A 21,842-nucleotide genomic window follows, 5' to 3' on the forward strand; every position below is an offset into this window, starting at 1 on the left:
CGGAGCAGAGTACGCCGTCGGCGCGATCACGCGCCAGACTCCTAGGCATCTTGGGCGCCAGAGAACGAATGGGGGTACTTCAACCGGCAGCCTGCTCCTTGAACGCCAGCGCCACGAAGTCGACGAACGCGCGCACGCGCGCCGCAAGCTGGTGCCGCTGCGGATACACCGCATGGATGTCCGCATCCGGCGTGTCGTACTGCGGCAGGACACGGACAAGCCGGCCGTTTTGCAGGTAGCGCTCGATGTCCCACTCCGCGCGCATCAGGATGCCGTGGCCATCGAGCGCCCAGTTCACGGCAATCTCGCCATCGTTGGTGGCGAGGTTGCCGCGCGTCTTGACGGCTTCGGTGTTTGCGCTGCGACCCCTTCCGCTTGAGAGGCGCCACACGCCATAGGCCTCCTCCCCTTGCCGGATGCCGATGCAGTTGTGCTTCGTCAGGTCGTTCGGCACCTTCGGGATGCCGTGCTTTGCCAGATAGGCTGGCGCGGCGCACAGCAGCCTTCGGTTGGCCGCAATGTGCCGCGCGATCACCCGCGAATCGGGCGGCGCGCCAAACCGGATGCAGACATCGAACGCATCCTCCGTCAACGGCGGCGGGTTCACCGACAACTGCAACTGCACCTCCACCTGCGGATACTCGCGCACGAACTTCGAGATCAGCGGCGCCACGTGGCTGCGCCCAAAGCCCAATGTGGCGTTGACGCGCAGCAGGCCCTTTGGCGTGGCCTTCGACACACCGAGCAACTCACCCATGCTGTCGATGTCACCGAGGATGCGCCGCGCATGTTCCAGGTACAGCTCGCCCTCGGGCGTGAGGCTCATGCGCCGCGTCGTGCGGTTGACCAGCGACACGCCGATGCGCTGCTCCATCAGCGCCAGGTGCTTGCTAACCGCCGGCGTGGTGATGCCCAGCTCACGCGCCGCGGCGCTCAGGCTGCCGGCGCTGGCCAGCGTGGAGAAGAAGCCGAGATCGGCGGGTTGCACTTCACTGGACATGGCCGCTCCATTGTTGAATTCAGGTGAAGAATGGATTCACTTTAGGCCCGGTCGCAAAGGGTGTCCAGTTCTTACATTCACTCCACCCCAACCACCACCCCGGAGACACACCATGAAGACGTACAAGATTGCAACCATCCCTGGCGACGGCATCGGCAAGGAAGTCGTTCCTGCCGGCCAGCAGGTCCTCGAAGCCCTGGCCGCTGGCAGCGGTAATTTCCAGTTCGAATTCGAGAACTTCGACTGGGGCGGCGACTACCACCGCGCCCACGGCGTGATGATGCCGGACAACGGCCTCGACGCACTGCGCGACAAGGACGCGATCCTGTTCGGCTCCGCCGGCGACCCGCACATCCCCGACCACATCACCCTCTGGGGCCTGCGCCTCAAGATCTGCCAGGGCTTCGACCAGTACGCCAACGTGCGCCCGACGCGCATCCTCCCCGGCATCGACGGCCCGCTCAAGCGCTGCGGCCCGGACGACCTGAACTGGGTCATCGTCCGCGAGAACTCCGAAGGCGAATACTCCGGCGTCGGCGGCCGCGTGCACCAGGGCCATCCGATCGAGGCCGCCACCGACGTGTCGATGATGACCCGTGCCGGCGTCGAACGCATCATGCGCTTCGCCTTCAAGCTGGCCCAGTCGCGTCCCCGCAAGCTGCTGACCGTCATCACCAAGAGCAACGCGCAGCGCCATGCGATGGTGATGTGGGACGAGATCGCGCTGCAGATCAGCAAGGAGTTCCCGGACGTCAAGTGGGACAAGGAACTGGTCGACGCATCGACCGCCCGCATGATCAACAACCCGGCCTCGCTCGACACCATCGTCGCGACCAACCTGCATGCCGACATCCTGAGCGACCTGGCCGCCGCACTGGCCGGCAGCCTGGGCATCGCGCCCACCGGCAACATCGATCCGGAGCGACGCTATCCCTCGATGTTCGAGCCCATCCACGGCTCGGCCTTCGACATCATGGGCAAGGGCCTGGCCAATCCGGTCGGCACCTTCTGGTCGGTGGTGATGCTGCTGGAACACCTCGGCGAGACCGAAGCGGCGCAGCGCGTGATGGCTGCGATCGAGAAGGTCACCGCCGACAAGTCCCTGCACACCCGCGACCTCGGCGGCAAGGCCACCACGGCCGATGTGACCAAGGCCGTGTGCGGCCAGGTCGCAGCCAGCGCCCAGCGCAAGGCGGCCTGAGCGCCTGCCCGCCCCGGCGACTTGCCGGGGTGACTTCCAGTACCTGAACAGGCCGGCGCAACGCGCCGCGCCTCGCCCCTTCGAAGCGGCCGCCAAGCGCCGCGGGGGCCCGCTCGCGCCCACACCAACACCCGGAGACAAAACATGCGCCGCTACCTCGGAAAACTCTACGTGCAAGTGCTCATCGGCGTGTTCGCCGGGGTGCTGCTGGGCATCTTCTGGCCCAACCTCGCGACGGACTTCAAGCCCTTCGGCGATGTGTTCATCAAGCTCATCAAGATGGTCTTCGCGCCGATCATCTTCGCGACGGTGGTGCTCGGCATCGCCCGCATGGAGAACATGAAGGAGCTCGGCCGCGTCGGCGTGCGGGCGCTCATCTACTTCGAGGTGCTGTCGACTTTCGCGCTGCTGCTCGGCCTGCTGGTGGTCAACGTGTTCCAGCCCGGCCACGGCATGAACATCGACGCCACGCAACTCGACACCAAGGCCATCGCCAGCTACACGGCCGCCGCGGCCAAGCCCGAAGGCTTCGTCGAGTTCGTGCTGCACCTGGTGCCTACCAGCATCGTCGACGCGCTGGCCAAGAACGACATCCTGCAGATCCTCGTGTTCGCCACGATGTTCGGCGTGGCGCTCTCGCACATCGGGCCGCGTGCCAAGCCGGTGGTGGACTTCCTGGATTCGTTCACGCACGGCGTGTTCTCGGTGGTCGGCATGATCATGCGGCTCGCACCGCTGGCGGCGTTCGGCGCGATGGCCTTCACGGTCGGCAAGTACGGGCTGGGTTCGGTGCTGTCGCTCGGCAAGCTGATGGGCACGATGTACATCACCTGCTTCCTGTTCATCACGCTGGTGCTGGGTGCGATCTCCAAGCTCTCCGGCTTCAGCCTGTGGAAGTTCCTCAAGTACATCAAGGACGAGCTGTTCACCGTGCTGGGCACGAGCTCGTCGGAATCGGTGGTGCCGCAGTTGATGCGCAAGCTGGAGCATGCGGGCGTGTCGAAGCCGGTGGTGGGCCTGGTCGTGCCGGCCGGCCTGACCTTCAACCCCGACGGCCAGTGCATCTACTACACGATGGCCGCGATCTTCATCGCACAGGCTACCAACACGCCGCTGACGATGACCGACCAGTTCGTGGTGCTCGGCGTGCTGCTGCTGACCTCGAAGGGCTCGGCGGGTGTGACCGGTTCCGGCTTCATCACGCTGGCGGCGACGCTGGCCTCGATGGGCAAGATCCCCGTCGCCGGCATGGTGCTGCTGCTGGGCGTGGACCGCTTCATGTCGGAAGCGCGGGCCATCACCAACACGATCGGCAATGCGGTCGGCACCCTGGCCATCGCCCGCTGGGTCGGTGCCGTGGACCGCGACCGGCTTACCCAGGTGCTGGATGGCAAGAGCGATCCGGAAGACCTGCACGGGCTCTATGAAGGCGATGAGGACAGCGACAAGGTGAAGCCTTTGCTTGTGCCGGTCGACGCGGCGAATCCCGCCACCGTTCGCATCGCTGCATGAGCCGTCGTGCCACGGCGCTTCATGCCAGCCAGGCACTCGTGATTTCCGCCGGTATGCCCTCTCTCGGCATTTCCGGCACCACCCACATCCTGCGCATCGCGCAGACCTGAACAGGACCCATCATGACGACAACGATCCAACAGATTCGCGGCTTCGAGCTGCTCGACTCCCGCGGCAACCCCACCGTAGCTGCCGAGGTTCTGCTATCGGATGGCTCACGCGGTTTCGCAGCCTCGCCCTCGGGCGCATCCACCGGTGCACGCGAAGCCATCGAGCTGCGCGACGGCAATCCGAAGCGCTACTTCGGCAAAGGCGTGACGAAGGCGGTGGGGCACGTCAACGACGAGCTGCACAAGGCTCTGGTCGGCCGCGTCGCCGATGACCAGGCCGCGATCGACCGCGTGATGATCGCGCTCGACGGCACGCCGACCAAGGCGCGCCTCGGCGCCAACGCGATCCTTGCCGTGTCGTTGGCCCTGGCCAAGGCCGCGGCCGAATCGAAGGGCCTGCCGCTGTACCGCCACCTTGCCGGCCCTCGCAAGCCCGTGCTGCCGATGCCCATGATGAACATCATCAACGGCGGTGCGCATGCAGACAACAACGTCGACATGCAGGAGTTCATGATCGTGCCGGTCGGTGCGCCGCGCTTCTCCGAGGCGATGCGCTGGGGCGTCGAGGTCTTCCATTCGCTGAAGGCCTTGCTGAAGCGCCGCGGCCTCTCCACCGCGGTGGGCGACGAAGGCGGCTTCGCTCCCGACCTGCCGTCGAACGAAGCGGCCATCGAAGTCATCCTCGCCGCCATCGAGAGCGCCGGCTTCAAGGCCGGGCAGGACATCGCGCTGGGGCTGGATGTCGCCAGCTCGGAGTTCCACAAGAACGGCTTCTACGAGCTTGCGTCGGAAGGCAAGCGCTTCGATTCCGCGGGCTTTGCCGACTACCTCGGGAAGTGGGTCGATGCCTACCCGATCGTCACCATCGAGGACGGCATGGCCGAGGCCGACTGGGACGGATGGGAACTGCTGACCGCAAAGCTCGGCCGCCGCCTGCAACTCGTTGGCGACGACCTGTTCGTCACCAACACCGAGATCCTGCAGCAGGGCATCGCGCGCGGCGCGGCCAACTCGATCCTCATCAAGCCGAACCAGATCGGCACGCTGACCGAAACGCTTGCCGCCATCGCGATGGCCGATGAAGCGGGCTATTCATCGGTCGTCTCGCACCGCTCCGGCGAGACCGAGGACACCACCATCGCCGACCTCAGCGTCTGCACCGCGGCCACGCAGATCAAGACCGGATCGCTGTGCCGCTCCGACCGCATGGCCAAGTACAACCGCCTGCTCCTCATCGAGGCAGAGCTGGGCCAGGCCGCCACCTTTGCCGGACGGGATGCGTTCGCGCGCTCGCTGTCCGCCGTGCTTTCGTAGACCCAACCCAACGTAGGAGACAACCATGTTCAAGCTCGCTCCCCGCACCACCCTGACCGCACTGGCCCTTGGCCTTGCGACATCCATCGCAGCGGCCCAGGCCTGGCCGACCAAGGCGATCACGCTCGTCGTGCCGTTCCCGCCGGGCGGCAGTTCGGACGCGCTCGCTCGTTCGCTGACCACCAGCCTCTCGCAAAGCCTGGGCCAGCCGGTGATCGTCGAGAGCAAGCCCGGCGCCGGCGCGACGCTCGGCGCCGACTACGTGTCCAAGGCCAAGCCCGATGGCTACACGCTGCTGATGGGCGCGGTGCATCACACCATCGCGACCAGCGTCTACAAGAAGCTGCCGTATGACTTCGAAAAGAGCTTCGCGCCGGTCACCACGGTCGCGCTGGTGCCGAATGTGCTGGTGGTCAATGCGAAGTCCCCGGCGACCGACGTCAAGGGGCTGATCGCGCTCGCCAAGGCCTCGCCGGGCAAGCTCACCTACGGCTCCAACGGCAACGGCACCGTGCAGCACCTGATCGGCACGCAGTTCGCGGCGTTGGCCGGCGTGGACATCCTGCATGTGCCGTACAAGGGCAGCGCGCCGCTCACGACGGACCTGCTCGGCGGCCAGGTCGACATGTCCTTCGACACGCTGACGCCGGTGGTCCAGCACATCAAGGGCGGCAAACTGCGCGCGCTGGCCGTGACGACGGCCAAGCGCTCGACCACGCTGCCCGACGTGCCGACGCTGGCGGAGTCGGGGCTGAAAGACTTCAACCAGGGCACATGGTTCGGCGTGCTGGCGCCGGCCGGCACACCGAAGGACATCGTCGCCAAACTCAACACCGAGATGGTGAAGATCATCCAGTCGCCGGAGTTCAGGAAGCGCATGGACGAGATCGGCGCCGAGCCGGTCGGCGACACGCCCGCGCAGATGGCGACGCAGATCAAGGATGACACCGCCAAGTACGCGAAGCTCGTGAAAGACGCGAAGGTCGCCATCGACTGAAACGCTGCGCAATGGGTCGAGAATGCCGGCTGACCTTGCAGCCGCATCCTCATGACCCACCTCGACTCCCCCGCCACGCGCGCACTGATCGACACCTGCGCCCAGGCCTCGCTCGATCTCCTGCAAGCCAACCTCACGCCGCACGGCATCCTGGCCGCCAGCCGGACCGAGGCGGCGGTGGCGCGCCGCTACACGCGCATCTTCGGCCGGGATGCGGCGATCTGCGTGATGGCGATGTGCGGCAGCGGCTTGCCCGAACTCGAGCAAGGCGCGGTGGCCAGCCTCGATGCGCTGGCCGCACAGCAGGCGGCCAACGGGCAGATTCCCAAGTACGTCGACCCGGAAGGCCAGGACGCCGACTTCTGGTACCTGGGCTGCATCGACGCCACGCTGTGGTGGCTGATCGCGGTGGACCATGTGCGCCGCCACGGCAGCGTCGGCCCCGCGCACTGGGGCGGCGGCGTGCGCCGCGCGATCGACTGGCTGCTGGCGCAGGAGCACCAGCACTTCCGATTGCTGCAGCAGAACGAGGCCAGCGACTGGGCCGACATCATGCCGCGCTCAGGCTACGTGCTCTACACCAATGCGCTCTGGTACGACGTCAAGCGCCGCTTCGCGCTCGACCATGCGGAGGACACGCTCTACCACTTCAACCACCTGTTCAATCCCTTCCAGCAGGACCTGCCCGAATACCACCGCGCCCGGCTGCTGCGCCACTACGCGCGGCGCGGCCGGCAGGACCCGGGGATGTACCTGAGCTTCGTCAACCTCTCCTTCGTCGGCGACGAGGGCGATGTGTTCGGCAACGTGCTGGCAATCCAGAGCGGACTGGCCGACGCCGACATGGCCCGCCGCATCGTCGACACCATCGCCACCGCGCATGCGAGCGAGCCGTGGCCGGTGCGCGTGGTGCTGCACCCGCTGGCGCGCGATCACGACCTGTGGCGCGCCTACATGGGTCGGCACCAGCAGAACATCGTCCACCAGTACCACAACGGCGGCATCTGGCCCTTCGTCGGGGGGTTCTGGGTGATGGCGCTGGCGCAGTTGGGCCTGCGCGAACAGGCCTGGGCTGAACTGGGGCGGCTTGCGCGGGCCAATGAACACGGCGACTGGCGATTCACCGAGTGGTTCCATGGGAAAACGCTGGCGCCAATGGGGATGGCGGGGCAGAGCTGGAATGCGGCGGCGTTTCTCTTGGCCAAGCGGTTGTTGGAGGGGAGTGGTGCGGCTTGGTGAAGTTTCCGTGGAGTGCACTAAGTGCAAATACACATAGATGTTTACAAAATAGTCGATTTTGGAATAATCTATATGCATGCCAAAGACCGCCCGCGCCCTCCTGCAACTGCCTCCCGCGACCGCAGCCGCCATCGGCAAACTCGGCGCTGACCTGGCAGTCGCCCGCCTGCGCCGCAAGGAATCCTTGAAGACCTGGGCTAGGCGAATGGGCGTTTCCGTTCCCACGCTCCAACGGCTCGAAGCCGGTGATCCCTCCGTCGGCATCGGCATCGTCGCGACCGCGCTCTGGCTCATCCAGCGCGATGGCGAACTGGGCAAGCTCGCAGCCCCCGAGCATGACCAGGGCGCCATCGAAATGGATGTCCGCGCGGCCGTCGAACTGGGCCGCGCCCGCGCCCAGGCTTCCGCGGAAGCGCGCATGACAAGCCAGCGGGCCAAGGACTCCTGAGATGCGCCTCGACGACCTGCACCTCTGGTTCCTGCACGACCCGGCTGCACCGCGCTACGTCGGCGCGCGGAAGCTCGTTTCCGCCGGCAAGGGCGTCTCACTGCACTACGACAAGGCGTGGCGCGAAACCGGCTTCGCCCTGAGCGAGGACCTGCCCCTTGTCGACAGCGAATTCCTGCCGCCGGGCCGCCTGTCGACCGATGCGCAGCGTGCAGTCGGCGCGGTCGACGACGCGCGGCCGGACCGGTGGGGCGAGAAGGTCATCCGCTTCGTCGACAAGCCCAGGCGCCTCTCCCTGATGGAGTACCTCTACTACGCCGGCGACGATCGCTTCGGCGCGCTCGGCGTCTCGACATCCGCGAGCCAGTACCTCCCGCGTGAGACGGGCCCTCTTCCCCGGATCGGGGATGCGCAGAAGCTCAGCGAAGTCGCAGCCAAGATCGAAGCGTCGGAACCGCTCACCGCGCTGGAAGCAAAGATCATCGCGGGCGGCGGCAGCCCGCTCGGTGGCGCAAAGCCCAAGGCCCTCATCGAGATCGATGGCGAGCAGTGGGCCATCAAGTTCTTCAACAACGAGCCTGTGGACACGCCGCTGATCGAGCATGCGACGATGACATTGGCCCAGCGCGCCGGCATCACTGTCGCGACAACGCAGGTCATCCGCCTCAGCGCCGAACACGCGATCGCCATTCGCCGCTTCGACCGCGATCGGGGCCGGCGGATTCACAGCATCTCGGCGGGCACCGCCATCCGGGCGGCCACCGCATCGGGCGCGGAGCCGGAGATGGGCTATCCCGAACTGGCGCGAATCCTTCGCCGCATCGGCATTGCCCAGGACGACATCAACCTGCGCGACGCCCGCGAGCTGTTTCGTCGCATGGTCTTCAACATCCTCGTCGACAACACCGATGACCACGAGAAGAACCACGCCCTCCTCGTCGCCAACCCTTTCGAGAATGGCCGTTTGAAGCTGGCGCCGGCATACGACGTCCTGCCGACGAATTCGGGCCAGGGCTTCCAGGAATTCATCTGCGGCGCGGATGGTCGGGACTCGACGCTAGAAAACGCGATGTCGCAGTGCGATGCGTTCGGCCTGCTGCCTTCAGAGGCCGCGCTCGAAGTGGCCGCGATGATCGACGTCGTGAATGGCTGGCAGGCGCACTTCGCGGCGGTCGGCGTCACGCAGCGAGACATCGCGAGCCTGGCCGAGCGCATCGACGGTGAAGAACTGCTGGCCCAGCGCACCCGCTTCGACCCTAAGCAATTCACTACCACACGGGCCAGATCAAAGCGCACAAGCCCATTTCAGCGCACCGACCTGCGCAATGAGAGTTAGTTAGTCCCGGCAGGGGCCAAGACAAGGCGATGAGCAGCCTCGCTTCACTTCACCGCGGCGTCGGCGACGTCGTCAAACCCACAGCCAATAGAACGCGCAAAGGACAAGCCCCAACACCAGGCCGATCCCGAAAACGATGCGCAGCCACGTCGGCGCATGGCGGCTTTGCTCGATTTCGAAGTTCTCGCCAGCGCCGCTGAAGAAGCCGAGGAGGAAGTGCACTGTCCCCTCGGACGCGTTGAGAACCGCTCCTGGAAACAGCGCGCCCACGATCACCCCGGCAGCGCCACCGCCGAACACAAAGTGAGCGAAGGATGGGGAGCCCTTGAACAAGACAAGCACCGCGCCAGCACTCACCAGGCCCATGAGAAGACCGATGAACAACCCCATTGCGGCGCCGCCCAGCCGGTAGTCGCGACCATCATCCTGCGAGCGACCCAGCATGGAGTTCCTGGTGGCAGATCGGCGGGGTTTGAACTGCGTCATGGTCGGGTGGATGCTGATCGAAACTGTGCGGCGGGCGCCGAAGACGATCCGCCACGATGCGGCGGCTGAGGATTACTTGCCTGGCCCACGAAGCTGAAAGCCGCTGGGTATCTCGGCGGGTGGTGCCTGATTGCAGTGATACATGTCCATGTAGATCATGCGCTTTACAGGCCCGCATGACACCTCGTACCCATCGATGACGTGATAGTCAGTCTCGCCGGGCTTGAGCGCCGCACCGCTGAAATTGCGCTCGAGTTGAGCGATCTGCTGCTCCTTGGTGAGGTTGGCCGGAAGTTCGTTGCGTCCGCCGAAGCTGCCAACTCGCCGATAGGCCGGAATCGAGCCGTCGGTACATTGAAGACGATCGAGGTACGCACGCTGACCTGATGGCTTGCACACTTCGATCGCCGACACCTTGGCTTCACCCAGGCCGGGAGGGCGCGATACCGGCGCAACGGATCGGGATGACGGCGTGGTGCAACCAAGCACTGCAATTACCGCTGCGGCAGCCGCGATCAAAGCTCGAATGCTCATTTGATTTCTCCCTGTGATGCTGAACAGGCATCGTACCCAGCGACGCAGCCTGGTCCAAGGTCGTTTCTCCCGAATGCTCCGGCATCCCCCAAGGCATGCGTCGGCTTGCTTGACGTACCCGCTCGCTATGCGTCCTCCATCGGAATCTTCGCCAGCTTCACCGCGTTCCCCCAAGCCACGTACTGTTGCTTGAGAAAGCCCCCGAACTCCTCCGGCGTGCTGGCCTGCGCGAGCAGGCCGTACTTGTCGCACTGGGCCACGAGTTCCGGGTTGGATATGACCTGGCGCAGGTCGCGCGACAGGCTGGCGATCAAGGGCTTGGGCGTCGCAGCGGCGGCCACGAAGCCGCCCCAGGGCGAGATGTCGACCAGTGGGTAACCGGCCTCGGCAATCGTCGGCACCTCGGGCATGACATTGCTGCGCCTGGGCAGCAGCACTGCCACCGGGCGCGTGCGGCCGTCCTTCAGCAATGCGGGCGTGACGGCCGGCGTGGCCCATGACACCTGGATGCGGCCACCGATGAGGTCGGTGGTCATCTGGCCTTCGCCCTTGTACGGCGAGCGGATCATGTTGACGCCGGCGTTGGCCATCAACTGCTCGGTCGCCATGATCGATGCGGAGTTGCCACCGCCATACGCGTACTTGCCGGGGTTGGCGCGGACATGCGCGAGCACCTCCGCGAGGTTCTTGCCCGGGATGCTCTCGTGCACCATCAGGAAGAAGGTGAAGGTCACGAAGGACGTGAGTGGCGCGAAGTCGTCGAGCGTGTAGCCCGGTGTGCGGCGGATGTGCGGGACATACGACAAGGCACTGGATGTCGCGAGGCAGATGGTGTGGCCGTCGGCCTTGCTGCGCAGCAGTTCCTGCAACGCGAGCGCGCCGTCGGCGCCGGCCTTGTTCTCGACGACCACCGTTTGCTTGACGACGTCCTGGAACTTCACCGCCAGCTGGCGTGCCGCGACGTCGGCACCGCCGCCCGCTGCGAAGGGCACGAGCAGGCGAATCGGCTTGCCGGCAGCTTCGGATGATTGCGCGAGGGCCAAGCCCGGGAGCGCTGCCTGCGCTGCGCCGGCCAGCAGCACGCTGCGGCGTGAAATCCTGAATGTGTTTCGCCTGTCCATGTCTCGTCCCTGCTCCTCTTGTGTCTTTTTTTGAATGGAACGCTCAGCCGAGCACTTGCACTTCCATGCTCCGCGCGATGAGTTCCTTCATCACCTCGTTGCTCCCGCCGTAGATGCGACCCACGCGCGCATCGGCATACATGCGCGCGATCGGGTATTCGTTCATGTAGCCGTAGCCACCGAAGAGTTGCAGGCATTCGTCGATGACCTTGCACACCATCTCGCTGACCCACCACTTGGCCATGGCAGAAGTGGGCAGGTCGAGCTCGCCCTTGGTCGCACGCACGATGCAGTCGTCGACGAAACTCTGCGCGATGGTGGCGTGGGTCTGGCATTCGGCGAGCTTGAAGCGCGTGTTCTGCATCTTCATCAGCGTCTCGCCGAACACCTTGCGCTGGCTGACGTAGGCCAGCGTTTCCTCGACCGCGCGCTGCATGGTGGCGACGCCGCCGGTGGCGACGATGAGGCGCTCGCGCGGCAACTGGCTCATGAGTTGCGCGAAGCCCTTGCCCTCCTCGGCACCCAATAGTTGCTCGCAGGGCACGCGCATCTCGTCGAAGAAGAGTTCGCAGGTGTCGGTGCTGTGCTGGCCGATCTTGTCGAGCAACGGGCCGTGGCGGTAGCCCTGCTGGTCCTTCGTCTCGACGACGATGATCGACAGGCCCTTGCCACCCTTTTCCGCGCCGGTGCGCGCGACCACGCAGACGAGGTCCGCATGCCAGCCGTTGGTGATGAAGGTCTTGCTGCCGTTGATGACGTAGTGGTCGCCGTCACGGCGTGCAGAGGTGCGCAGCGCCTGCAGGTCGGTGCCCGCGCCGGGCTCGGTCATGGCGATGGCGGCGACCATCTCGCCGCTCGCCATCTTCGGCAGCCAACGGCGCTTCTGGGCCTCGGTGCCGTAGCCCAGGATGTAGTGCGCGACGATGGCCGAGTGCACGTTGTTGGAACCGCCGCCGACCATCGCCCGCATCTGCGCATGCAGGAACACCGCGTCATGCCGGAAGTCGCCGCCACCGCCGCCGTATTCCTCGGGGATGCTCAGGCACAGCAGGCCCGCCGCGCCGAGCTTGTTCCAGTAGTCGCGGTCGCCGACGTGCTGAGCACGCCAACGTGCATCGTTCGGCACGGCCTCGCGCTCGAAGAAGCGGCCGGAGGTGTCGGCCAGCAGTTGGAGTTCCTCGGTCATCCACGGGGATGGGCGTTGCTTCATGCTTGTTCGCTCCCTTGCTCAGGCGCCGTACGCGCCGACGATGGTCACTGACGACACGTTCTGGCTCGGAAAGCCGCCCAGGTTGTGCGTCATGCCAAAGGTCGGATTGGACGCACGCTGGCGCGCACCGGCACGGCCGCTGAGCTGCAGGTACATCTCGTAGATCATGCGCAGTCCCGAGGCGCCGATGGGGTGGCCGAAGCACTTGAGGCCGCCGTCGATCTGGCAGGGCAGCGTGCCGTCGGCGTCGTAGAAGCCGTCGAGCACGTCGGTGATCGCTTTGCCTTCCTCGGACAGCAGAAGGTCTTCCATCGTGACCAACTCGGTGACCGAGAAGCAGTCGTGCACGTCGACCAGCGAGACCTGTTCGCGCGGCTTGGTGATGCCGGCTTCCTTGTACGCGCGAGCGGCGGCGACGCGCGTGGTGGCGAAGTAGGAGCCGTCCCATTTGCCCAACTGCAACTCCTCGCCGTTCGACACCGCAAGCTGCAGCGCCTTCACCGCCACCAGGTCCTTCTTGCCGAGGCTGCGCGCGATCTCCGGCGTGGTGACGATGGCGCAGGCCGATCCGTCAGACACGCCGCAGCAGTCGTACAGGCCCAGCGGGTCGGCGACCATCGGCGCGTTGAGCACGTCTGCTTCGCTGATCGCATTGCGCAGGTGCGCCTTTGAATTCTTGCCGGCGTTCGCATGGCTCTTGACCGAGATGTGAGCCATCGCACGCTTCAGGTCGCCTGCATCGACGCCGTGCTTCGCGCGATAGGCGCTGGCCAGTTGCGCGAAGGAGCCCGGTGCGGAGATGTTGGCCCAGTGCAGGTTGTTGAGGGCGCCCCGGCCGCGTTGCGGCAGGCCGCCGTAGCCGGTGTCCTTGAGCTTCTCCACGCCGAGCGCGAGCGCGATGTCGGCCGCGCCGGAGGCCACCGCATAGCACGCGCCGCGAAAGGCCTCGGTGCCGGTGGCGCAGTAGTTCTCCACGCGCGTGACCGGGATGTAGGGCAGCCGCAGCGTCATCGCGAGCGGCACCGACGACATGCCGACATGCTGCTCGGCGATGGCGGTGCCCAGCCATGCGGCCTCGATGCGGTCGCGCCCGATGCCGGCGTCGGCCAGCGCTTCCTCGAATGCCTCGACCATCAGGTCTTCGGCGTTGCAGTCCCAGCGCTCGCCGAAGCGCGAGCAGCCCATGCCGAGGACGACGACCTTGTCCTTGATTCCGCTTGCCATGTCGATGCTCCTTGTCAGTCCTGCTTTGCGGGCGCTGCTTGTTGAACCGGCTGCGCCTTCCAGAAATAGCGCTGGAAGCCGCGCGCGGCATCCACGTCCTTGATGCGGAAGGCCATGCGCATCGGCGTGCCCACGTCGACCGAGGCCACGTCGGTGAAGTCGGCCATCAAGCGCCCTCCCTCCTCGAACTGCACCATGCCGTACCAGGCCGGCGGGTCGGGGCTGTAGGTGAGCAGGTCGGCGGTGTACGAGAGCACGGTCGCGCGTGATTCGGCGAAGCCATGGTCGTCCTGGCTGTCGAGTGCCTTGCAGCTGGGCTCGGCGCAGTAGCGCTGCTTGGGATATTGCACGGTGCCGCAGCTTCGGCACTTGCCGCCGATGAGGCTTTGCAGCGCATCGCGGTTGCGGTAGGCGGTGCTTTGCGGCGTGAGCTTGTCGGCTTCGGCGCGCATGCCGCGCTCGATGTCGACCAGGCCGTTGATGGTGAGGTAGCGCATGTAGTTGCCGTCCTCGCTGCGGCGCGCGAGTGCGGCGCTGACGCTGCCTTGCGCGCGGCGTCGCGTTGCGATGGCTTCGGTGGCTTGCAGCACCAGCGCATCGCAGCCCTGGCCGAAGGCGGCGACCACGATGATGTCGCCGGGCTGCGCCGTCTCCAGCGTCTGCGCGAGCATCAGCAGCGCGTGCGCGGCGCCGGTGTCGCCGCAGGTGGATGCGAGGTTGTCGCGCACGGCAGCGTCGGGGATGCCGATCTTCTTCGCGACGCCAGCCGCCACGCGCGGCAGCGTGCAGGGCATGCAGAAATGCGCCACGACCGATGCCTCGATGCCGGCCGCCTGCAAGGCCGCGGTGACCGCGGAGGGCACGATCTTGAAGTAGCCCTCGTCGCGGATCCAGCGCTCCTCCCAGGCGTAGTCGTGCGACTGGTCGTGCATGCGGTACTGGTGCACGAAGTCGACCGTCTGGCTGTGCGCGGCGCGCAGCGTGGCGATGGGCTCGCCGGTGCCGACGAGCATCGCTGCCGCGCCGTCGCCATACGCCATCTCCTGTGTGCTGGCGGCCTTGGCGGGGCGCTTGTCGGAGGCCATCACCAACGTCCGACCTGCGCCTTGCAGCGCCTGCAGGAGCACCGATGTGCCTGCGCGCAGGCTGCCCGACGCGTCCTGCGCACCCACGTTGCCCGGGAGGCTCAGCGCACCGGCGACGATGCCGACGTTGAGCCTGTCTGCGAACGGGTGCGTCGTCGATGCAAGCACCGCCTGCGTGATGCCCGAACGATCGAATCCGGCAAGGCAATCACGCGCCGCCTCGATGCCCATCGTGATCGCATCCTCATCCCAGTTGGCGATGGCACGTTCGCCTTTCGCCTGGCCTTTGAGCCCCGGGTTGAACCACACGTTGGCGTTTGCGATGGCCTTGCGCTGGAGGCGCCGCCACGGGATGTAGGCGCCGAATGAAAGGATGCCGCGTTCCTGCGTCATGCTGGGGCTTTCTGGTGTGAGGAAAAGGTCAGGCGACGCTCGCGGTGCCGTGCGACAGCACGACCACGTCGCGCTCGAGCGAGCGGGCGCGGAACTGCACGCGCGTGCCGTCGCGCCAGATCTCGGTGCGCAGGGTTTCGCCGGGGTACATCGGGCTGGCGAAGCGAAGGCCGATCGATGTGAGCCGCGCCGCTTCGTAGTCGCAGCAGGTGCGCAGGATGGCATGGCCCGCGACGCCGAAGCTGGCCAGGCCGTGCAGGATCGGCTGCTTGAAGCCGGCCGCGCGCGCCACGGCCGGGTCGGCATGCAGCGGGTTGAGGTCGGCGCACAGGCGGTAGAGCAGCGCGGATTGGAGCATCGTCGGCAGGTCGCAGACGATGTCGGGCGTGCGGTCCGGCGTGGCGGGCTTGGGCGTGGGGGCGGGGTCGCCGCCCGGGGGGCCGTTGCCCGGCGTCTCGGAGAAGCCGCCGTCGCCGCGGCAGAAGGTCAGGCCTTCGAGTGTGGCCAGCAACGTGCCACTCGCCTTGTCATGCAGCGTGCGCTCGGAGACCAGCAGCGCGCCCTTGTCACGCCCCTTGTCGACGATGGATGTGACCTTGAGCTTGCCCACCACGGTGGCGCCTACAGGGATTGGCGCGTGGATCGTGAGGCTCTGCTCGCCATGCAGCACCTTGACCCAGTCGACGCCCGAGTCGGGGTCCTTGAGCCAGAAGCCGGGGGTGGCCAGGACCACAGGCATGGTGGGGACGGCGCGCATGTCCTGCTCGTAGACATAGGGCAACTGTTGCGCGTCGAGCGGGTCGTGGCCGAAGCCGACGCCCAAGGCGTAGAGGGCGCTGTCTTTCCAGGTGTAGGTCTGCTCGACGTCGGGGAAGACGCGGGTGCGTAGCTTTTGGTAGTCGATGGACATTGGCTGGATTCCAGAAGGGGCGGGATGTGGATGAGTGCTTGTGCAGGCGCCGCTGCCCTCACCCCGGCCCTCTCCCAGCGGGAGAGGGAGGAAGAGGGATCAGATGGGGTCCCAGCAGAACACGTCGGCGCTGCGTTCCAGCGGCGTGAAGCCAGCCTTCAGCGCCGGCATCGCATGGTCCGCCACCGTCTGCGGCGTCCAGCCTTCGCTGCGGTGCACGCCGCGCATCGGGCGGATCTGGTTGAACAGGAAGATCTCGTTGGCGCGCACCGTGAAGATCTGTCCCGACACGCCCTTGGCCGCGTCCGAGCACAGGTACACGACCAGCGGCGCGATCTTGGCGGTCTCCATGCGCTTCATGCGCTCGACGCGCTGCTTCTCCTCCGGCGTCTCGGTCGGGATGGTGCCGATCAGGCGGCTCCAGGCGAAGGGCGCGATGCAGTTGGAGCGCACGTTGTAGCGCTGCATGTCCAGCGCGATGTTGCGCGACAGGCCGACGATGCCGAGCTTGGCCGCCGCGTAGTTGGTCTGGCCGAAGTTGCCGATCAGCCCGGAGGTCGAGGTCATGTGCAGGTAGGCGCCGCTGCCCTGCTCCTTGAAGTGGTTGGCCGCCGCGCGCGCCACGTAGAAGCTGCCGTTGAGGTGCACGTCGATGACCGCCTTCCACTCCCCCGGGCTCATGCGGAAGAACATGCGGTCGCGCAGGATGCCGGCGTTGTTGACCACGCCGTCGATGCGGCCGAAATGGTCGAGCGCGGCCTGCACGATGCGGTTGGCCGCGTTCCATTCCGACACGCTCTCGGTGCTGGCCACCGCCTCGCCGCCGGCCGCGCGGATCTCGTTGACCACCGCCTGCGCCGGGCCGGCATCGCTGCCTTCGCCGCTGCCGCTGGTGCCGAGGTCGTTGACCACCACCTTCGCGCCCTCCGCTGCCATGGCCAGCGCGATGTCGCGCCCGATGCCGTTGCCCGCGCCAGTCACGACGACGACCTTGTTCTCCATCATGTTTGCCACTGTGCGTCTCCAGATATGCATTATTTCGGGACGATAGTATCGAAAATATCATTTCATGTCATGATAGGTTTCGATCAGAAATTACAAGCGCATTAAAATGAGACGACCCGGCGAGCCCGTGCTCGACGACTGGATCCGCCCCGGCGACACCGTCATGTGGGGCCAGGGCACGGCCGAACCCCTCACGCTGACGCGGGCGCTGGTGGCGCAACGCGCGTCGCTGGCGGGCCAGGGGCGCGTGCGCGTATGGGTCGGGCTGGGATTTGCGGGGACGCTGCAACCGGAGCATGCCGATTTCCTGGACTTCGTGGGCTATATCTGCGGCGCGTCGCAGCGCGGCCTGGCGCAGGCGGGCGTGCTCGACGTGGTGCCGGCGCATTACTCGCAGTTGCCGCAGATGATCCACAGCGGCGCGCTGAAGGTCGACGTGCTGATGCTGCAGGTGCCACCGCCCGGCGCGGACGGGCGCTTCCAGCTGGGCCTGGCACATGAGTACCTGGGCGCGGCGCTGGAGGTGGCGCGCACGGTGCTGGTCGAGGTGCATCCCGATCTGCCGCAGCTGCAAGGCGGCCTGAGCCTGGGCACGGAGCGCATCGCGGCCTGCTTCGACGCACGCCATCCGATCGTCGATGCGCCGGTTGCGCGCAGCGGGCCTGTCGAACAAGCCATCGCCGCGCACATCGCCGGCCTCGTCGAAGACGGCGCGACGCTGCAACTGGGCATCGGCGCGGTGGCGGACGCGGTACCCGGCGCGCTGCTCGGCCATCGCGACCTGGGCCTGCACAGCGGCGCGGCTGGCGACGGCATCGTGACGCTGGCCGAATCGGGGGCGCTCACGCATGCGCGCAAGACAGTGGACAAAGGCGTGGGTGTGACCGGCATCCTGCTGGGCGGCCCGCGGCTGCGCGCCTTTGCCCATCGCAACCCGAACCTCAGTCTGCGCGGCACCGAATACACGCACCATCCCGATGTGCTGGCCGCGCAGGAGCGGCTGGTCGCCATCAATGCCGCGATCGAGGTCGACCTGACCGGGCAGGTCAATGCCGAGGTGGCCGACGGCCTCTATGTCGGCGCGGTCGGCGGTGCGGTGGATTTCCTGCGCGGCGCGCGCCGCAGCCGCGGCGGCCTGCCGATCGTCGGGCTGCCGGCGCGTGCGGGCGCGCGCAGCCGCATCGTGCTGGACCTCGGCGGGCCGGTGAGCACCTCGCGCGCCGACGCCGGGCTCATCGTCACCGAATTCGGCGTGGCCGACCTGCGCGACCAGCCGCTGTCGGTGCGCGTGCGCCGGATGATCGACATCGCCGCGCCGGAGCATCGCGAGGCGCTGGAGCGGGAAGCGTTTACGCTGTTGCCGCGAGCGGGTGCCGCGCTGGGGGCCCGTCGTCGCAATCAGGGAGGCTCGTGCTGATTCGCAAACGTCCGTTTGCGGACCGGCACACAGGCGAGCGGCATCAGGTGCCGCACGCCTCCTCCTTTTCATCATTCACCAAAGGAGGCACAACAAATGAAATCGAAGAATTTCCACCTGACCCGCCGCGGCGTGGCCGCCCTCGCGCTCGCAGGACTGGCCGCCGGCCCGGCCGCGTGGGCGCAGGACGCCCAACCCCTGACCATCATCGTCCCCTACGCGGCCGGCGGCCCTTCAGACATCAGCGCCCGGCGCATCGCCCCGCATCTCTCCAAGGTCCTGAACAAACCCGTGGTCGTGCAGAACATGGCGGGCGCGGGCGGCGCGATCGGCGCGCAGAAGCTGTTGTCGTCGCCACCGGACGGACGCACCCTCTTCTACGGATCGCCGAATGAACTGATCCTGGTGCCGGCGCTGAATGCCGCCATCAAGTACAAGCCCGAGGAGTTCGTGCCGGTGGGCTTTGCCAGCCGCACGCCAATGATCCTGGTCGCCCGCACCGGACTGCCGATGAAGAACCCCGACGAACTGCAGAAGTACGCCAAGGCCGCGACGCGCGAGCTGACCTATGGCAGCGTCGGCGCGGGTTCGTTGCAGCACGTGCTGGGCGCCCACGTCGGCGCCTTGATGGGCGTGAAGCTGCTGCACGTGCCCTACAAGGGCGCGGCGCCGATGAACAACGACCTGCTGGGCCAGCAGGTCGACCTTGCCGTGACCACGCTCAGCGGCGGCACGCTCGGCTATGTGGAGGGCGGCAAGATGACGCCGCTGGCGCTGCTGACCCGCGAGCGCAGCCCGCTCGCGCCCAGCCTGCCGACCGCGCAGGAGAGCCATGCGCTGAAGGGCGCGGACTTCACGATCTGGGGTGGCCTGTTCGTGCTGGCGGGCACCCCTGCACCGCTTGTCGAAAGCCTGCAGGCTGCCTTCCGCGAAGCCATCGCGGTGACCACCTTGCGCGCCGGCATCCAGGCCGGCGGTGGCGAACCCATGCCGCCGATGACGGCAGCCGACCAGCAAAAGCTGTACCGTGACGACGCGGCGCGCTACGCCAAGCTCGTCAAGGACCTGAACATCCGCATCGACCAATAGAAGAAGGCCTGCCATTCATGGACTCCACCGAACTCCTCGACCGCATGCAATTGCTCGCACCGGAGATGGTCGCACTGCGGCGCCACATCCACGCGAACCCGGAACTCGCGTTCCAGGAGCACCAGACCAGCGACCTGGTGGCCGAGAAGCTCGCGGCCTGGGGCTACGAAGTGCACCGCGGCCTGGCCGGCACCGGCGTGGTCGGTACCCTGCGCGAAGGCACGGGCACGCGCTGCCTGGGCATCCGCGCCGACATGGACGCGCTGCCGATCGTCGAGGCCACCGGCCATCCGTGGGCCAGCCGGAAGATCGGTTGCATGCATGCCTGCGGCCACGACGGCCACACGGCGATGCTGCTGAGCGCGGCGCGCTTCCTGTCGGAGCACCGCGGCTTCGACGGCACGCTGAACCTCATCTTCCAGCCGGCCGAGGAAAACGAGGGCGGTGCGCGGGTCATGATCGAGCAGGGCCTGTTCGATCGCTTTCCGTGCGACGCGGTGTTCGCGCTGCACAACGGGCCGGGCATCCCGGTCGGGCAGATGGCGATGCGCACCGGCCCGGCGATGGCGTCCTTCGACCGCGTGACCGTGACGCTGACCGGCGTCAGCGCGCACGGTGCGATGCCGCACCACGGCGTGGACCCGATGCAATGCGCCGCCAGCATCGTGCTGGGCCTGCAGAGCCTGGTGTCGCGCGAGGTCAGCGCGCACCAGGCCGCGGTGATCACGGTGGGATCGGTGCAGGCGGGCGAGGTCTACAACATCGTGCCCGAGCAGGCCGTGCTCAAGATCGGCGTGCGTGCGCTCGACCCCGGCGTGCGCGACCAGATCGAGCGCCGCCTGAAGGCTTTCGTCCACGCGCAGTCCGAGAGCTACGGCCTGAAGTGCGAGATCGGCTACCGCCAGCAATACCCGGTGCTGGTGAACCCGGAGCGCGAGACGGCCTTCGCGCGCCAGGTCGCCGTCGACCTGCTGGGCGAGGACAAGGTGTTCGAGCGCCCCGCCACCATGGGCAGCGAGGACTTCGCGTTCATGCTGCAGGCGCGCCCCGGCGCCTACGTGGTGCTGGGCAACGGCACCGGCGAGGACGGCGGCTGCATGGTCCACAACCCCCGATACGACTTCAACGATCGCGCCCTGCCCCTGGGCGCCAGCTACTGGGTCAGCCTGGCGCGCAAGTTCCTGGTTTGAAGGATCGGCGAGAGCTGAGGCTGAGGCTGAGGAACTCGGACTTCCGGACGCAGAGGACGCGAAGGTTAGGCAAAGGACGCGAAAGAAGAAAAGAGGAAAACCAAAACTGATTTCGGGTATTCCTTTTGCGTCCTCGCGGAACTGCGTGTCCTCTGCGTCCTGTACCCGCTCCCGTGTTCCTACGTCTGCGCTTCGGTCAGCGTCTGCGCCGCCACGACGGCTTCCGTGCGGTTGCGAACGTTCAGGGCGCGAAAAATGGCAGCGAGGTGGATCTTCACGGTGCCTTCGCTGATGCCCAGGCTGCGGCCGATCAGCTTGTTGGGCTTGCCCTGCGACAGCAGTTGCAGCACCTCGACCTGGCGCTCGGTCAGCACCTTGCGCAGGTGTTCGAGCGTGTGCGTGCTGTTGGCGCCGCGCGGCGCCGGGGACTCCGCACCGATGCCGTTCACGCCCGGCACGATGCCCGGTGGCACGGCGGACAGCATCAGCGGCGGCACGTAGACGCCGCCGGCCAGCACCAGCCGGACGGCGGAGATCATGACTTCGGGCGAATAGGCCTTGGGAATGAAGCCGAGCACGCCCACTTCGAGCGCGCTGCGCATCACCGTCGGGTCTTCGTAGCCCGACAGGACGATGACCGGAACCGCGGGATGGCGGCGGCGGATTTCCTCGATGTGGGCCTGGCCCTCGGCACCCGGCATGTTGAGGTCGATCACGGCCAGGTCGAGATCATCGGAAGCGCTCGCCAGCAACTCGTCCACGCTCATGGCGAGCACGAATTCAATGGCAGGTTCCAGCTCCGACAACTTGGCCTTGACCGCCTCGATGACGAGCCGGTGGTCGTCGGCGATCAGGATTTTCATGGCGCACCCCCGGCGGCAAATGTTTGTTAACGCAACAGTGAAGATAGCGGCCTTTGGCGATGCCGGCAAGCCGGGTCGCCGCCCGAAAGACATAGTCCCCACGAAGTATGGTGCATGCCCGCGGCGGCCGGAAAAATCGATGCACTTCTAAATCGGAC

The 21,842-nt window shown here is 66.7% G+C and carries 20 protein-coding genes; 10 read left to right on the forward strand and 10 right to left on the reverse strand.

All coding sequences use genetic code 11. The annotated features are described in order from the left end of the window. Positions 1-79: 79 nt before the first annotated feature. Positions 80-1,000, reverse strand: coding sequence for a LysR substrate-binding domain-containing protein (locus WKW82_RS21660; protein ID WP_340344404.1), 921 nt, complete (start codon positions 998-1,000; stop codon positions 80-82). 112 nt (positions 1,001-1,112) lie between these two features. On the opposite strand from WKW82_RS21660, the gene WKW82_RS21665 reads away from it, so the two are divergent. The 7 genes from WKW82_RS21665 (at position 1,113) to WKW82_RS21695 (ending at position 9,157) form a co-directional block, all read left to right on the forward strand. Beyond that, positions 1,113-2,201 (forward strand): tartrate dehydrogenase, encoded by a 1,089-nt coding sequence (locus WKW82_RS21665; protein ID WP_340344405.1) that lies wholly within the window; start codon positions 1,113-1,115, stop codon positions 2,199-2,201. Positions 2,202-2,345: 144 nt separating this feature from the next. Next, a complete protein-coding gene (locus WKW82_RS21670; protein WP_340344406.1) occupies positions 2,346-3,713 on the forward strand; it encodes a dicarboxylate/amino acid:cation symporter in 1,368 nt (455 codons plus the stop codon). 122 nt (positions 3,714-3,835) lie between these two features. Next, a complete protein-coding gene (gene eno, locus WKW82_RS21675; RefSeq protein ID WP_340344407.1) occupies positions 3,836-5,137 on the forward strand; it encodes a phosphopyruvate hydratase in 1,302 nt (433 codons plus the stop codon). Between the two features lie 25 nt (positions 5,138-5,162). Further along, a complete protein-coding gene (locus WKW82_RS21680; protein ID WP_340344408.1) occupies positions 5,163-6,134 on the forward strand; it encodes a Bug family tripartite tricarboxylate transporter substrate binding protein in 972 nt (323 codons plus the stop codon). Positions 6,135-6,185: 51 nt separating this feature from the next. Next, positions 6,186-7,373: an amylo-alpha-1,6-glucosidase gene (locus WKW82_RS21685; RefSeq protein ID WP_340344409.1), complete on the forward strand. Its 1,188-nt coding sequence runs from the start codon at positions 6,186-6,188 to the stop codon at positions 7,371-7,373. 76 nt (positions 7,374-7,449) lie between these two features. After that, positions 7,450-7,821, forward strand: a complete 372-nt coding sequence (locus WKW82_RS21690; protein ID WP_340344410.1) for an XRE family transcriptional regulator — start codon at positions 7,450-7,452, stop codon at positions 7,819-7,821. A 1-nt stretch (position 7,822) separates the two neighbouring features. After that, the gene (locus WKW82_RS21695) at positions 7,823-9,157 is read left to right on the forward strand and encodes a type II toxin-antitoxin system HipA family toxin (RefSeq protein WP_340344411.1); all 1,335 of its coding nucleotides are present in this window, start codon (positions 7,823-7,825) and stop codon (positions 9,155-9,157) included. Positions 9,158-9,229: 72 nt separating this feature from the next. On the opposite strand, the gene WKW82_RS21700 is transcribed toward WKW82_RS21695, so the two are convergent. The 8 genes from WKW82_RS21700 to WKW82_RS21735 all read right to left on the reverse strand — a co-directional run bounded on the left by WKW82_RS21700 (position 9,230) and on the right by WKW82_RS21735 (position 17,125). Then, positions 9,230-9,643, reverse strand: coding sequence for a hypothetical protein (locus WKW82_RS21700; protein ID WP_340344412.1), 414 nt, complete (start codon positions 9,641-9,643; stop codon positions 9,230-9,232). Positions 9,644-9,715: 72 nt separating this feature from the next. Continuing rightward, on the reverse strand, positions 9,716-10,177 hold the full coding sequence (locus WKW82_RS21705; RefSeq protein ID WP_340344413.1) for a hypothetical protein: 462 nt from the start codon (positions 10,175-10,177) through the stop codon (positions 9,716-9,718). A gap of 125 nt (positions 10,178-10,302) precedes the next feature. Further along, the gene (locus WKW82_RS21710) at positions 10,303-11,298 is read right to left on the reverse strand and encodes a Bug family tripartite tricarboxylate transporter substrate binding protein (protein ID WP_340344414.1); all 996 of its coding nucleotides are present in this window, start codon (positions 11,296-11,298) and stop codon (positions 10,303-10,305) included. Between the two features lie 43 nt (positions 11,299-11,341). Then, complete coding sequence (locus WKW82_RS21715; RefSeq protein WP_340344415.1) at positions 11,342-12,508, reverse strand: acyl-CoA dehydrogenase family protein; 1,167 nt, start codon at positions 12,506-12,508, stop codon at positions 11,342-11,344. Positions 12,509-12,526: 18 nt separating this feature from the next. Continuing rightward, positions 12,527-13,732, reverse strand: coding sequence for an acetyl-CoA acetyltransferase (locus WKW82_RS21720; RefSeq protein ID WP_340344416.1), 1,206 nt, complete (start codon positions 13,730-13,732; stop codon positions 12,527-12,529). A 14-nt stretch (positions 13,733-13,746) separates the two neighbouring features. Next, positions 13,747-15,210: an OB-fold domain-containing protein gene (locus tag WKW82_RS21725; RefSeq protein WP_340344417.1), complete on the reverse strand. Its 1,464-nt coding sequence runs from the start codon at positions 15,208-15,210 to the stop codon at positions 13,747-13,749. Positions 15,211-15,238: 28 nt separating this feature from the next. Next, on the reverse strand, positions 15,239-16,120 hold the full coding sequence (locus tag WKW82_RS21730; protein WP_340344418.1) for a MaoC/PaaZ C-terminal domain-containing protein: 882 nt from the start codon (positions 16,118-16,120) through the stop codon (positions 15,239-15,241). Positions 16,121-16,219: 99 nt separating this feature from the next. Beyond that, positions 16,220-17,125: an SDR family NAD(P)-dependent oxidoreductase gene (locus WKW82_RS21735; RefSeq protein WP_340344627.1), complete on the reverse strand. Its 906-nt coding sequence runs from the start codon at positions 17,123-17,125 to the stop codon at positions 16,220-16,222. Positions 17,126-17,231: 106 nt separating this feature from the next. On the opposite strand from WKW82_RS21735, the gene WKW82_RS21740 reads away from it, so the two are divergent. From WKW82_RS21740 to WKW82_RS21750, 3 genes are all read left to right on the forward strand, one after another. Then, a complete protein-coding gene (locus tag WKW82_RS21740; RefSeq protein WP_340344419.1) occupies positions 17,232-18,542 on the forward strand; it encodes an acetyl-CoA hydrolase/transferase family protein in 1,311 nt (436 codons plus the stop codon). A gap of 96 nt (positions 18,543-18,638) precedes the next feature. After that, positions 18,639-19,631 carry a tripartite tricarboxylate transporter substrate binding protein gene (locus WKW82_RS21745; protein ID WP_340344420.1) on the forward strand — a complete coding sequence of 331 codons (993 nt, stop codon included), beginning with the start codon at positions 18,639-18,641 and terminating at the stop codon, positions 19,629-19,631. 17 nt (positions 19,632-19,648) lie between these two features. Beyond that, positions 19,649-20,821: a M20 aminoacylase family protein gene (locus tag WKW82_RS21750; RefSeq protein ID WP_340344421.1), complete on the forward strand. Its 1,173-nt coding sequence runs from the start codon at positions 19,649-19,651 to the stop codon at positions 20,819-20,821. Between the two features lie 179 nt (positions 20,822-21,000). On the opposite strand, the gene WKW82_RS21755 is transcribed toward WKW82_RS21750, so the two are convergent. Next, complete coding sequence (locus WKW82_RS21755; RefSeq protein WP_340344422.1) at positions 21,001-21,684, reverse strand: response regulator; 684 nt, start codon at positions 21,682-21,684, stop codon at positions 21,001-21,003. Between the last annotated feature and the right edge of the window lie 158 nt (positions 21,685-21,842).

Source organism: Variovorax rhizosphaerae, assembly GCF_037889975.1.
Taxonomy (GTDB): domain Bacteria; phylum Pseudomonadota; class Gammaproteobacteria; order Burkholderiales; family Burkholderiaceae_C; genus Variovorax; species Variovorax rhizosphaerae.